Raw genomic sequence first — 13726 nt, forward strand, 5'->3', positions numbered from 1 at the left:
CGTAGCAACCCCATGGGAGCCATGACTCTCCTATCGATTGTTAGCAATTGTTTATTTTAACTTATGTTTAAAAATCTCATTTGAACTAACCCAATACACTTCCCCATTCGTCACTCCTTTCCATCCACTATTTGTGGGAGTACTATATCTTTTGGAGAAGAAAAAATATTTATTATCAGGAGACATATAGGGACAAAAATAAATCCAATCTTCCTCAATATTCTCTCCAAGGTTAAAAAAAGAAGGTCTTTGCCATTTACCATTTTTTTTGAACGATACTGCAAACCCCTTTTCTTCAGAATAGGTATTGGCAGTTATTAAGAAGCTTTCATCAGGTGAAACATACGTACTTCTTTCTCCTTTTTCAGAATTTACTTCGGGACCAATATTTATCGGAGCGTCAAACTTCCCCTCTCCTAAATATTGAGCACGATAAATATCTCTTTCACCCAAACTACCAGGTCTATCAGATGTAAAATATAAGCTTCCGTCTGCAACTACAACAGGGTATGATTCTGCATATTCCTGAGTTGATATGGGGTGTTCAACCTTTGTGGCTAATTGCCATTTACCATCAATTTTTTGACTTTTATAAATGTCCGGTTTAGACTTTTTCAATCGGTCTTCTGGACTAATACCAAGAAAGTACATAGTATTTCCGTCTTGACTGATTGAAGGGTCAATTGCAACCGACTCTTTTTCTTGATCAGCAAACATTTGTATAGGTTTTGGTGAATTCCAATTACCACCAATAAATTCGGAATGATGGATAACAAATTTTTTATTAATAATTCTGGTGAAAAACATTTCGGTTAAAGAAGAATTAAATACCGAATTAATTTCAATGCTGTCAGTGTTTACTATTGACGGTGCAAATAATTTTGGTTTAGCAGTAGGTGGAGATTGATCTAAATACGATGGATTAGTATTAGGTTGTTTACAGCCTAGTAAAATTAGGTTAAGTCCAATTACGTATAATAGAAAAAACTTTTTATTCATTTGTTTTTTTATTCTAATGTTCGTTAAGGGACATCCTTTACACAAGTCAAAGATTAGAGGTTACACCAAAGTAGTTTCTAACCTTGTCGATTGTTGTTTATTTTTAAGATGTCTCTCATCAAAGAAACCTAAAATTACATTTCTAAAAAAGACTTTCCAAATCCCATTTCCTATATGGTCAATAGCACATTTTTTAATTTAATGCAGTTGATACATATATTTGTCCAAGGTAGCCAGGAAACTACTGAGTCGTATGCATTCTGAAGTAAGCAAATAAATTACTCATCAGAAAGGAATAGTCAGTTAAGAGTATAACATAAAAACCTAAAGACTCGAAAATACTTTTGGCACAGAAAGAGGACAACTAAACATCGTAGGTGAAATTTAAATACAGGTTATCACATTTTATAGGAAGTTGCCTTGTTTGTCAATTATAATCATGCTATCGCCTCCGACAAATGAGGCACTAAAAAGTAGGAATACAAAGCGAGAAAGGCTGTCCACGTAGGTTTCCCAATTACGAACATCCTGTTTGGACAAAAACGTACAAGAGCAAAAGTTTAGCGTTACCTATTACCGAGAAGAATACGAGCGAAATATAAAAAGAGTGCATAACCCACAGGGCAGCTATAAGAAAGGCAAACGACAGAGTACAGTTGACCCGGTCTGTGGGACACTCTCACAATTTATGGTTTAATTAAAATCAATACTATAGGTCTAAAACAAGCTATTAAGTATATGCATCTATCCGCTAACGCATATACTTTGAAGAGGTACTTAGAATTCATCAAGAAAAATCCAATAAGTATGGCGGGAGTGTATTTAGCCCAGATTTTTCGATTAGAATGCCCTCTAAGGCCTGAAATAAAGCATTTAAAGAAATTTGTATTGATGAAGCTATTAATATATCGTTTTAGAAAACTAGGTTGTAGACTCAAGATTTTACACCGATCTTATTTTTTTAAGGGCTTGTGCAACTATTACCAACTTGTTGGGCAATGTTTTTTCTATTCCCCTATTCTTTTTTTTAAATCTATTCGTTCGTGTAATATTCTCGTAATCTCAACATAGTTTTTATTCAGAGTTCTGTAGAAAATTATATGTCGATTTGCCTTAACTCCGAGAAGTTGCTTTGATATTCCTTCATAGTTTTTTCCAAAATCTGGATTTTCTGCAATTTCTTGACAATTAGAAACTAGTCCATCGTAATATTTATCCGCTTGTTGTTCTGACCAAACCTCAAACGTATAATCCCAAATTTTTGATAAATCCTCTACAGCTTTGTTCGTCAACTTATATTGAGCCATTCGAGTGCTTTTTCGCTTTTAGCGATTCAAGATGTTGTTTTGGGTCAAATTCGTGAGCTATTCCGCTGTCAATTCCTTCTTGTATTGCATTTTTCAAAGCAATTACTTTATTTTCTTCTTCCTCTAAAAGTCTTAATCCAGCACGAATGACTTCGCTAACATTTTTAAACCTTCCTTCACTTATTCGGCTTTGAACGAATTGGTCAAAATAATTTCCGAGTGATATTGATGTGTTTTTGTTCATTAGAAAACTAATTTTTTTCAAATATACCAAAAATTGGTATAAAAGTAAGGTTTTCTTTAATGTTCGTTAAGGGACATCCTTTACACAAGTCAAAGATTAGAGGTTACACTAAATTAGTTTCTAACCTTGTCAATTGTTGTTTATTTCTAAGATGTCTCTCATCAAAGAAACCTAAAAATGACTTTCCAAATCTCATTTCCTATATGGTCAATAGCAACATGTTTTTCTTTAATGCTGCTGATACATATATTTGTTTAAGGTAGCCAGGAAACCAAAAGGCTATGGTCAAAACCAATATTTCAAAATAATTAGAATAACAAAATGTTATATTTTGAAGATGTAGGATTTAGGAAACAGCTTTATATAGGAAACATTGTTGGTAATAGTTTTTATTTCGTCGTTAGTTGATTTCGTGTGTTGAAATAGACGTATAAACTCAGAATTATTGCTGTTGTAGAAACTATCGTCATAATTGTTCCGGGAACAAAGTTTGCAAAACCACCTAAATCTATAAATATGAAGTAACCTAAATCTGTTAATCCGCCAACAATAGCTGTAAAAATTATAGCTATTTTGTTGCCCTTCCAGATATAAAATGCTCCAATAAAAGTAAAAATTCCAATCCAAAAAAGGTTGAATCCGTGTTGACTAAGAATTGCTCCTGACGCTTCTGAATAGTCCATTTGCAACAGACTTGGTTCAACTGCGTCAGCAATTCCAGCAACTGAGGCAGAAATATCACCCGTTAAAATTCTTCTCATTGTCATTACTCCTGCGAAAATGTGGACTAAGCCCCAAACAATCCAGAGTACTGCGGATATTTTTAATAATTTTTTCATTTCCGTATGATTTTGTTCTATTGAAATGTAAAATTAAGTTTGTTAGAAAACCTGTGCATTATGATTTCATAAGAAAAGAACTAACCGTCTTTTTTCAAGCGTTTTGCCTTAGCGGCACTTAGAGTTTCAGGATTAACACCTATATATGATGCAATCATATGTTGAGGAACACGCCGTGCTATATGTGGATATGTCTTAATGAAGTATTCATAACGTTCAATGGCGTTTGTACTGATAAGCATCAAAATACGTTTTTGTAATGCATTCAATCTTTTTGTGAGTGCTCCTACATTCTGTTTTTCCCTTTCAATATCTTTCTGTAAAACAACTACTGTCGAATCTTCTAGTGCATCTATAAAAAGAATTGACTTTGATTCAGGTTCACATGTGTCTGCAATTACCCATCCTTCAGGTGCAAACATGAAAATATTTTCTTTGCCATTATGGTCAATTGAGTAGCTACGTAAGATCCCAGTTTTGACATGGTACACTTTTGTGTCAAATTCTCCGCTTCTTTGAATTATTTCACCCTTTTTGATAGTTATTTCCTTCACAGAATTTGATTTTCCTAATGTTCGTTAAGGGACATCCTTTACACAAGTTAAATATAAGGTAAGTTGGGCTGAAAATAAGTTTTCATTACCGGTTTAGCCACAAGCCAAATCTTTTTATTTTGTTTTAATCTTTCTCTTATAATACCCACCGAAGGACTACTGCTACCAAAATATAAAATAAAAACGAAGTCGTAAATCAAAAGATTTGGCGACTTAGCAAATAGACTATGACCTTTTGATTAGTACTATAGTATTGTTCATTAAAAAGATCTAGTTTTGTTAACACCGCCTTTATGCTCGGTCGTACCGTCCGCATATATGTGGTGTAATTGTTTGCAGTTATTTTATTCCCCTTTTAATATTCAGAGCTAATTTTTCAAGTTTATCATCTATGCCTTCAAAACTTGCGTTTGATAAAACAGCAATCCCAATGTTAGATTTTGGAAATACCATAAGCCAATTCTGCATTCCCCAAATGCCGCCATGGTGACGATAGCAAACTTCATTCTCTATTTTTACGATATTCCAATGATACCCTATATCAAAATCGTATTGGGTACTGAAGAAATTCTTATGAGATTCTTCAATTTCTGGTATTGATTCATTCAAATGATATTTGATATACTTCATTAAATCACTTGTGTTTGAGTGAATTCCTGCAATTCCGCCCCAAAGATTGCTTTGATAATGCTTTTGCGGTTCTTTCTCACCATTATAGCCTTGTATCAACAAATTTTTATCTTTTGCATCGAGGACGAACTTGGTGTCTATCATCTGGTTCGGTTTTAAGATATATTCCTCAATAAGTTCTTGGTATGGAATTTCATAAGCTTTTTCAAGAATGTATGCAGTTATTTCAGGTGCTGTGTTGGAATAGTGGAATTCCGTTCCAGGTTTAGAACTAATTTCTACTTGATGTAATCCATTCCAAAATGCTTTCTTGTTTTCTCCAGCAGGTGGGAAATTAGGGAAACCTCCTGTGTGTGTAATGATATTTTTAATAGTTACTTTTTCACTTTTATATTGGAAATTGGGATATTCTTGAGGCAAATAATCCCTAATATCATCATCAAGCGAAATTTTGCCATCAAGAACAGCTTTAGCGACCATTGTTCCGGTAAAGGTTTTAGTTACAGAAGCTAATTCATAAAGCGTAGCGTCCGTTGGTGGATTTTTCTTGTTTGGATTTTGCTCTCCAAAATGAAATGTTGATTCGTTTCCATTATTATAAAGTGCAATTGAAATCGAATGAATTCTGTTGTCGTCCAAAAATTCATTAGCAAAGTATTCAACAACTCCCTCTGTGCTTATCTTGTTGATTTCTTTATTTTTTTTACAGCCAATTCCCGAAAAAGTGACAAGTACCAGAACAATTTTTATAACGTTATTTCTCAATGTTTTTGGTTTTTTATAATGTTCGTTAAGGGACATCCTTTACACAAGTCAAAGATTAGAGGTTACACTAAATTAGTTTCTAACCTTGTCAATTGTTGTTTATTTCTAAGATGTCTCTCATCAAAGAAACCTAAAAATACATTGCTAAAAATGACTTTCCAAATCTCATTTCCTATATGGTCAATAGCAACATGTTTTTCTTTTAATGCTGCTGATACATATATTTGTTTAAGGTAGCCAGGAAACTCCTGAGTAGCATCCACCAAATAGTACGTACAGACGTTTCTTATTAGCAAGGAATAGTTAGTAAAGAGTATAACATATAAGCCTAAAAACTCGAAAATACTTTTGGCACGGAAAGAGGAAAACTAAATATCGTATTTTTAAGATCTCGGAAAGGGCTTTTCATAGGATACCGTGCTAATTATAGTAATTATTTCAAATTTTTCCGGATGATAGTCCATTCCAATTCGTATTTCTTCGGTTTTTTCTTTACCAATAAGTTTTTTAGATACGTATAAGCCCAAATCCAAAGAAGATGCGACTGCTCCAGCTGTTATGGTATTATTGTCATCAACAATTCTTGCTTGAGCAACTTTTTCGCAATACTTTTCTAATGATTTATATTCGTTGAAGTTAGTAGTTGCTGTTTTATTTTTTAAAAATCCAGCTGAACCTATTAATAAGCTACCTGTACAGATTGAAACTATATAATCAACATTTTCTCCAGTTCTCAACCATTCAATGAATTCTATATTGTGTTGAAGTTCTCTTGTTCCATATCCACCAGGCACAACTATCATATCATAAACCGATAAATCAGGTTTAATTTTATCCACAATAATTTCTAGTCCAAAACTATCCATTATCGATTTTTTAGTAGCACATAAATGCCAATTTAGGTTTTCCATAAACCCTTTTGTTTTTATATTCTTTATAGGGTCATAAAAACCAATAAAATCTAAAAGAGTGATACCGTCAAATAATATATATGCAATTTTCATTTATTCTTAAATTCGTTAAGGGACATTCTTTGTACAAGTTTAAGATTAAACGTTACGCTAAAGTAGTTTCTAACCTTGTCGATTGTTGTTTATTCCTAAAATGTCGCTCATCAAAGAAACTTAAAAATACATTTCTAAAAATGACTTTCCAAATCCCATTTCCTATATGGTCAATAGAAACATGTCTCAACACCAAAAATAAATAATATAGGAGCTATTCACGTTCGGTTGTGGCATCTTCTAATTTTTCCATCACACGTTTCGCAGTAAGTCCATGTAAAAAAATTGAGATCAAAATTACCAACGCTACAATAGAATAAAGATTGTTAACGTCTTCAAAATTACCATGTTTGATACCATAAGTAAGGTAGAATACAGAGCCAACTCCGCGGATTCCAAAAAACGATATAGCCAATTTCTTCCTTTTGCTTAGGTTTGTTTTCAAAAGGCTCACAAAACCTAATAACGGTCTTAACAGAAATACAAGGACTACACTTAAGATTACTGAATTCGTTGTGTTAAATTCCAGAATGCCGGCAACGATTGAACCTCCGAAAAAGACCATCCAAAAGATAATTAGGAATTTTTCTGTATTGGATATAAAATATAAACTTGGGTCACTTTTAGTAGTCTTATTTTCTCGGTGTTTTTTGTAGTTCGCAAAAAGTCCAGCAAAGAACACGCTCAAAAATCCGTACGAATTGAGGATTTCAGCCAGTCCGTAAGATATAAATGTTAACGATAGCGCGACAAAGGCTGGATGTATCCGACGTTCGTTTACATCACTTAGTTTATGGGTGACAAAGCTGTATGAATAACCTAAAATCATACCTACAAGCACACCTACCACAACTTTATAAATCACATAAAAACCAATCCATTCTGCCCACTGGTCGAAACCCATCGTTTCATTTTTAGACCACAAAATGGCCAAGAAGACAAACGGAAAAGCCATCCCATCGTTGAGTCCGGCTTCTGCGGTAAGGTTATACTGTACACCGACATTTTTGCTAGCAACGGTCTGTTTTTTGTTCAACTGAATTTCTGAAGCCAGCGCTGGATCTGTAGGTGCTAAAATGGTTGCCAAGAGTAAAGCTACCGGACCATCGAGATCCAAAAAATAGTATGAAATCACAAATACAATGACGATATATAACGGCATCATAATAATTAATAATCTAAGCGGATTTCGCCATTCTTTCCAGGAATAGTTAAGGCCGATTTTTAAACCCGCGACCATAAGACTGATAACCACTACCAATTCGGTAAAATGAAGGGCAAAATCCAAAGGCCATGTAGGATCTGGCCATGGTAAAGGTGTATTGAGCAGAAATAAAATAGCTCCAAGAAACAATAATGGTATGGTAAAACTGATCTTAAATTTCTTTAATAGAATGGGCAGAAAACTTGCAAAGAGCGATGTCATGCCCACTATTAACAAAATCATATAATATTTATTCATCGCATCAGAGTTACTTACAAATTTAGCACATTGCCACCGAATAAATGTGCTTTAATCTAACTGCTTATTCTAATTTCAATAGTATAAGAGCTATTCATGCTAAAAAACCCAGACTCTCTAAGTATGACTTGTATCTAATTATGGGAGGAGGTCAATAAACATACAAGCCTAAAAACTGGAAAATATTTTTGGCACAGAAAGAGACAACTAAACATCTTAAGTGAAATCCAACTATAGGTTATCACATTTTATAGCAAGTTGCCTTGTTTGCCAATCATAATCATAATGATGCTCTTGCCTCCGACGAATAAGGTACAAAAGAAAGGAAGGCATATTTCTTCAGAAAGATCCTTATAAATCGCATGGATCCAGAGTTACTAAAAGGCTATCGTTGAAATATTGACAACGCTTTAATGGCGTTACCTACAATCCAACCATATAAAACCATTAGTATGAGATAATTAAAATAATAAAATATCGTATTTTTAGACTATGCCTTAGAAAAAGGTTTTACATAGGATACATTGTTGGCACAGTTTTTAATAGTTTTCACTACTTGAAATATCTTTTTTCCATTTACAAGTAATTCCCAATATTAATAACATTGCTAAAATTTCAACCGTCCCGAAAAACAAGTATGAAATTGGCGGATTTTCGAGACCTCCAAAAATTACATAGGTGATTGTAATTGGTACGGCTACGAAATTCATGATTCTGTTAGATGTTCTGGGTAAAATCCGTGACAGTAAAATCATCATTATCGGGATTTCCATTAGGATAGAGAAAGTAAGGACAGTTGCTGAATTCAATTCCTTGCTCATCCGTTCAAGTAATTCTAAATATCCTGGCCGTAACATTCCTATGATGTCGGCGTACACCATATTAATCAATATGAAAACCCATAGAGTAGATAGTAAAATATTTCTATCAAACTCGGTAACATTGTTTAGTTTTATCATTTTCTTCGCTTTTTAAATCAAAAGCAAAGTTGGGTAAAGATTGAAATAAGTCGTTTACTGAAAAGTTCAATTACTTGTCTGATAAGCTCAATCTGTAATTGGTTGGGGTTAGTCCAAACCTATCTTTAAAAGACCTTGATAAATGTGACGGACTACTAAAACCACATTCATAACCTATTTCACTTATGGATTTATCAGACACCCTTAATAATTCAGCCACTTTTTCGGTATTACGTTTAATTTGATATTTTGCTGGTGTTGTACCATAAACTTCTTTAAATTTTCTTTTGAAGGTAGATAGTGAGGTGTTGGTTACTGTTGCAAGATTTTCTAAAGATTGTGTGTTGTCAATATGTGCGTCAACCAATTCCTTAAATGAAAACTTTCTCTCTGAAAAAAGACTGTTTATTATTTTGCGAATGTCATCACCGTTTTCAGTCTGTAAAAGCAGAGTAATGATTTCTCGAAGTTTTAATGTAAGCAAGCTTGCATTTAATGCATCTTTATTTGAAAACAGATTTTCGATATTCTCGATATAGCCTTGTATTAAATTGCTTGCTGATTTTTGAACAACAAATTTCGTTACGGGTGTTTCAATTTCTTTCCAAAGCTCTGGTTTATTGCCTTCAAAAACCTTTTGTAGTAGGTTGTAATTAAAGTGGATAATTATAACGTGTAAATAGCCTTGAGATAAATCTGAGAGCATTTGTCCAAGTGTCAGTCCGCAAAGCGAGAGAATAATTTTTCCTTTGGATGCTATAATATTTTCCTTGGTCGAAAATACTTGATTATCACCTTGTAGGATATAGGCAAAGCAAGCATCCGCTGGAAGGTCTATCGGTTCTTTTGAAGGTGTTTTGGTTTGAACTTTTGTAAACAACGGTATTTCAAAAAGTAAAATTTCTTTTTTGTTCATCGTTCAAATTCTGACTAATGTAAAATTATGTTACTAAAAATCATAAACTTATGATTGTTCAATTTTTTTATCATTTTATTAAATTTTCAATCTCAATTTACTCAATTTTTCGTTAGCGTACGTACTGAAGAATTTTTGGGCTCTGTGAGGATTGTTCGTTAAGGGACATCCTTTACACAAGTTACAGATTAGGTGTTTGTACTACAATAGTTTCTAGTCTTGTCGATTGTTGTTTATTTCTAAGATGTCTCTCATCAAAGAAACCTAAAAATACATTTCTAAAAAAGACTTCTCAAAGCCCATTTCCTATAGGTTCAATAGTAACATATTTTTCTTTTATGCAGTTAAAACTTATACTAGTCAATAGCCAGGTAACTAAAAGTTTATGGTTAAAACCATTAGTACTAGCAAATTAGAATAACAAAATAGTGTATTTTGAAGATCTAGGATTTAGAAAAAGACTTTTCATAGGATACATTGTAATCTGCTTTTTAGTCGTTTCTGATGATTTTGAATTGACCTGGTGAAACTTTTATTGGATGCGGAAAGCCTTTCCCTAACATTTTCGTATTGTCTTCATTCAATCCTTCTTGATTCTCAAACCCACTATTTACAACGGCTAGAAACGATTCATATGATTCCCAAACAACTATATTGACAAAATTGAATTTGTTATAGTTGTTAATCGTTCGATAAAAGGTTGAGCTAACAAATCCCGGTTTAGTTTTAAAATATTTAATATAAATATCTCTTACTTTAATTGCTTCTTCTTCAAATCCCTCCGGTACTTCTATCGAGTTTATTACACTTATATGTTTCATTTAAAGTCCTTATTTAGTTCAAGTATATTCATTAAGGAACATCCTTTACACAAGTTAAATATAAGGTAAGTTGGACTGAAAATAAGTGTTTATTACCGGTTTATCCACAAGCCAAATCTTTTTATTTTGTTTTAATTTTTCTCTTTTAATACCCACCGAAGCACTACGGCTACCAAAATATAAAACAAAAACGAAGTCGTAAATCAAAAGATTTGGCGACTTTTCAAATAGACTATGACCTTTTGATTAGTAATATAGTATTGTTCGTTAAAAAGGCCCAGTTTAGTTAACACTGCATGAAAGCTTAGTTATTTTGGTGCTATTTTCTCACATTCTTGTTACCAACAGATTCCCTTATTTTCTACTCTACAAATTTAGCTTTTTCAATACCATTGGCAAATTTTGGATGATGTCGTTGCCAGTTTTTGGTCAATGGCTAAACGCTCCTGCCAAAGCCTGATTTTTTAACTTCACTCCTAGTTTTATTAACCTGGGTTCTATTCTATGCTGTTCCAAATTGCATCTAAGAGTTGTTGTGTTTGCTCAGATTTTATTCTGGTATTCTCAATTACTTCCTTATTATTTTCATCTAGTAGTTGCGTGAAATTTTCAATCATAAGAGTGGTCTGTGCTTTTTGACTGTGTGTTTCAATAAATTTAAACTCTTTTGGCGTTGCCATACCTTTTCTTAAAGTATATCCTACTTTATGACTCTCATCGTTAAAGGCGAAACCCTTTGCCCAATCAAGTACAAAATCGTCTATACTTATTTGACCATCTGTACCGAGAATATCCAAGTCCATTATGCAAACTCCTGCATTATAGCCGATATCCCAGTTAGAGGTAGACTCATCTTCAAAAATAATAACTCCTGCACCTCTAAAGATGGCATTCGTCTTTGGGTCTCGTTGTACGAAAGATTTTATGTCTTTGATTTTTTTAGCGTTTGGCATGTATTCTACAATAGCCCTTGCAGAATACCAAGCCATATCTCCAATAGCTCCTGTAGGCTCAAGGTCTGTGTTGTAGCGTATGTTGGTTCTATCTAAAAAAGGAAAGAAGAAAGAAGTACGAACCGCTTGAGGGCTCCCAATTTGTTCAGATAATTTAGCTTTAATATTTTGTGTTCTTGGATGATGCACAAAATGCGTTGCATCCATGAATACCACATTATTATTTCGTGATGCATTGGTTATCCGTTTTAAAGATTCAAAATTTAAAAAGGGTTTGTCAGCAAGAATATGCTTTCCGTTTTTTGCAGCCATTATGGCAATATCTTCTTTAGCAATTGTCGGTACTCCAATATAGACTGCATCAATGCCGTCCCATTGTAACATAGTATTCCAGTCACTAAAAGTCCTTTCAATAGTGTGATTTTTAGCAAATGACTCAGCATTTTCAATACTACGACTTGACACAGAAGCAATTTTGGCATTTTTAGAAATATTAATTGCTTGTGCAATTATATTGGATATCATACCTGTCCCCACTATACCTATTCTTAACGATTTTGATGATTTCATTTTTTCTGTTTTTATTTCTGAGGCAAAGTTCAAAATAGAAAAGCAGGTTCAAAAGGACATACATCACAGATTTTTAGTGATGTAAATCACATTTTGGGCAAGCGACTTAGTGTTTCTCTTGTTACGCCTAGATAAGAAGCTATAATCGCCTTTGGAACACGTTGCAATAAAGATGGATAGTTCGTTACAAATTCATCATAACGAGTTTTGGCATTTTTGTCTAAAAGGGATAATATTCTTTGTTGCAGAGCAACATATCCAAGGTGAGATTTAATCCTGAAAAAGTGTTCTATTTTTTGAAGTTCAGCACAGAGTTTATTTCTATTTTCTAATGAAATGCATAAAACTTCACAATCTTCTAAACAATCAGCATTGGTTGTCGCCTTTATTTTTTTGAAGAAGGCTTGATAGTCGGTTACCCACCAATTTTCCATTGCGAATTGAAGGATGTGTTCCTTTCCCTCGTCATTTGTATAGTAGACTTTTAAAAGTCCGCTTATAACAAAATGGTCGTCTGTTACCAGGTTTTCACTCTGAATAAGGAACTGATGCTTTCTTAATTTCTTTAATTCGAAATGAGCAAGAACATATTCAAATTCCGAATCGGTAATTGGTGTTATCTCTTCAATATGTTTTCTTAATTTAATGCTCAATTTTAGTACTATATTTTAGGTTTTGCATAAAAGTAAGTAGAAAGGGCGTTTTAATGCCCTTTATACAGTGTTATTATTATTCTTTACTTAAGTGAGCTTCGACTTGTAGAAAAGCCTTTTCTCGATACGGTTTTAAAGTTTTATATTTTTCACTTTTAAACACTTTTTCTAAAGCTTCTTTATTCCGGAATTCTATTATTGAAACTAGATTAGGGCTATCTGTTCCTATTAAAGATTCTGAAACTATATACTTGCCAATTGATTGTGCTCCCACTTGCTCATATAGAATATTCATCTGTTTCAAGTAATAATTTAAAGCTTCTTTTTCATTTGGATTAATTGTTGCCACGATAATTAAAATTACTTTGTACATCTTTTTAAAATTTTATGGTTATAATCCACAAAATTCAGATATGATGTCATCAAAAACTTTGACAAATGTCAAATAATTACATTGCTACTTACTCTACTTAAGGTCTCTAATGAAATCCCTAGATAAGAAGCTATATCTGTTCGAGAAGCTCGCTTAATCACATAAGGATTTTTTTTTAACAATAGGTCATATCTTTCTGAGGCAGAATAGAATTGTAACGCGGTAATTCTTTCCTGCAACCTCACTAAATGATTAACTATTATTTGTCGATAATCTCTTTCTATTTCAGGTTTATTCATACATTCTTTTTCAATCTCACTCTTTTTTATGGTATGGATTATTGAATCTTCAATAGTCTCAATGTACTGCGTACTTTTTTTATTTTGGTAAAACCCACTTATGGAAGTCAAATATGTGTTACTTGTTCCAAACCAATCAGTTATTTCTTTTCCACCTTTCAAGTAATATACTCTAACCAATCCTTTTTCAATGTAGAATAAATCGTTAGCTGAGTATCCTTCACGTAGCAAATGAGTTCTTTTTTTGTAAACTTCTTTATATCCTAATTCTAATACTTTGTTCAATTGTGATTTCAATTAATGCGTAGAATAGAGCCTGATAGTCCTACTCCCATTTGTATCTGTTAAAGATATAAATATTCTAGAACTATCAGTGCC

16 protein-coding genes are annotated in these 13726 nt (G+C 33.1%); all 16 read right to left on the reverse strand.

The annotated features are described in order from the left end of the window. Positions 1–51 precede the first annotated feature (51 nt). The 16 genes from ACJRPK_RS11690 to ACJRPK_RS11765 all read right to left on the reverse strand — a co-directional run bounded on the left by ACJRPK_RS11690 (position 52) and on the right by ACJRPK_RS11765 (position 13645). Positions 52–999, reverse strand: a complete 948-nt coding sequence (locus ACJRPK_RS11690; RefSeq protein WP_407140108.1) for a hypothetical protein — start codon at positions 997–999, stop codon at positions 52–54. A gap of 1007 nt (positions 1000–2006) precedes the next feature. Beyond that, positions 2007–2306, reverse strand: coding sequence for a type II toxin-antitoxin system RelE/ParE family toxin (locus ACJRPK_RS11695; protein WP_407140110.1), 300 nt, complete (start codon positions 2304–2306; stop codon positions 2007–2009). Next, positions 2293–2550: a type II toxin-antitoxin system ParD family antitoxin gene (locus tag ACJRPK_RS11700; protein ID WP_407140111.1), complete on the reverse strand. Its 258-nt coding sequence runs from the start codon at positions 2548–2550 to the stop codon at positions 2293–2295. The genes ACJRPK_RS11695 and ACJRPK_RS11700 overlap by 14 nt, the downstream gene beginning before the upstream one ends. Before the next feature lie 389 nt (positions 2551–2939). Further along, positions 2940–3389 (reverse strand): hypothetical protein, encoded by a 450-nt coding sequence (locus ACJRPK_RS11705; protein WP_407140113.1) that lies wholly within the window; start codon positions 3387–3389, stop codon positions 2940–2942. An 80-nt stretch (positions 3390–3469) separates the two neighbouring features. After that, positions 3470–3943 carry a Crp/Fnr family transcriptional regulator gene (locus tag ACJRPK_RS11710; RefSeq protein WP_407140115.1) on the reverse strand — a complete coding sequence of 158 codons (474 nt, stop codon included), beginning with the start codon at positions 3941–3943 and terminating at the stop codon, positions 3470–3472. 339 nt (positions 3944–4282) lie between these two features. Further along, positions 4283–5338, reverse strand: coding sequence for a serine hydrolase domain-containing protein (locus ACJRPK_RS11715; protein ID WP_407140116.1), 1056 nt, complete (start codon positions 5336–5338; stop codon positions 4283–4285). A gap of 62 nt (positions 5339–5400) precedes the next feature. Further along, on the reverse strand, positions 5401–5634 hold the full coding sequence (locus ACJRPK_RS11720) for a hypothetical protein (RefSeq protein ID WP_407140118.1): 234 nt from the start codon (positions 5632–5634) through the stop codon (positions 5401–5403). Positions 5635–5721: 87 nt separating this feature from the next. Then, positions 5722–6342: a DJ-1/PfpI family protein gene (locus ACJRPK_RS11725; protein WP_407140120.1), complete on the reverse strand. Its 621-nt coding sequence runs from the start codon at positions 6340–6342 to the stop codon at positions 5722–5724. Positions 6343–6556: 214 nt separating this feature from the next. Continuing rightward, positions 6557–7789: a cation:proton antiporter gene (locus tag ACJRPK_RS11730; RefSeq protein WP_407140122.1), complete on the reverse strand. Its 1233-nt coding sequence runs from the start codon at positions 7787–7789 to the stop codon at positions 6557–6559. A 554-nt stretch (positions 7790–8343) separates the two neighbouring features. Next, entirely contained in the window at positions 8344–8763 is a 420-nt protein-coding gene (locus ACJRPK_RS11735) for a DUF6326 family protein (RefSeq protein ID WP_407140123.1), read from the reverse strand. A 70-nt stretch (positions 8764–8833) separates the two neighbouring features. Continuing rightward, positions 8834–9679, reverse strand: coding sequence for a helix-turn-helix domain-containing protein (locus tag ACJRPK_RS11740; RefSeq protein WP_407140125.1), 846 nt, complete (start codon positions 9677–9679; stop codon positions 8834–8836). A 491-nt stretch (positions 9680–10170) separates the two neighbouring features. Then, a complete protein-coding gene (locus ACJRPK_RS11745; protein ID WP_407140127.1) occupies positions 10171–10500 on the reverse strand; it encodes an antibiotic biosynthesis monooxygenase family protein in 330 nt (109 codons plus the stop codon). Between the two features lie 497 nt (positions 10501–10997). Continuing rightward, positions 10998–12023: a Gfo/Idh/MocA family protein gene (locus ACJRPK_RS11750; protein WP_407140129.1), complete on the reverse strand. Its 1026-nt coding sequence runs from the start codon at positions 12021–12023 to the stop codon at positions 10998–11000. 86 nt (positions 12024–12109) lie between these two features. Then, positions 12110–12676 (reverse strand): Crp/Fnr family transcriptional regulator, encoded by a 567-nt coding sequence (locus ACJRPK_RS11755; RefSeq protein WP_407140130.1) that lies wholly within the window; start codon positions 12674–12676, stop codon positions 12110–12112. Positions 12677–12752: 76 nt separating this feature from the next. Then, the gene (locus ACJRPK_RS11760; RefSeq protein ID WP_407140132.1) at positions 12753–13049 is read right to left on the reverse strand and encodes a DUF1330 domain-containing protein; all 297 of its coding nucleotides are present in this window, start codon (positions 13047–13049) and stop codon (positions 12753–12755) included. Positions 13050–13117: 68 nt separating this feature from the next. Next, positions 13118–13645 (reverse strand): Crp/Fnr family transcriptional regulator, encoded by a 528-nt coding sequence (locus ACJRPK_RS11765; RefSeq protein ID WP_407140134.1) that lies wholly within the window; start codon positions 13643–13645, stop codon positions 13118–13120. Positions 13646–13726: the final 81 nt, after the last annotated feature.

Origin of the sequence: Aquimarina sp. 2-A2 (genome assembly GCF_045505135.1) — a bacterium.
In the GTDB taxonomy this organism is placed as follows: domain Bacteria; phylum Bacteroidota; class Bacteroidia; order Flavobacteriales; family Flavobacteriaceae; genus Aquimarina; species Aquimarina intermedia.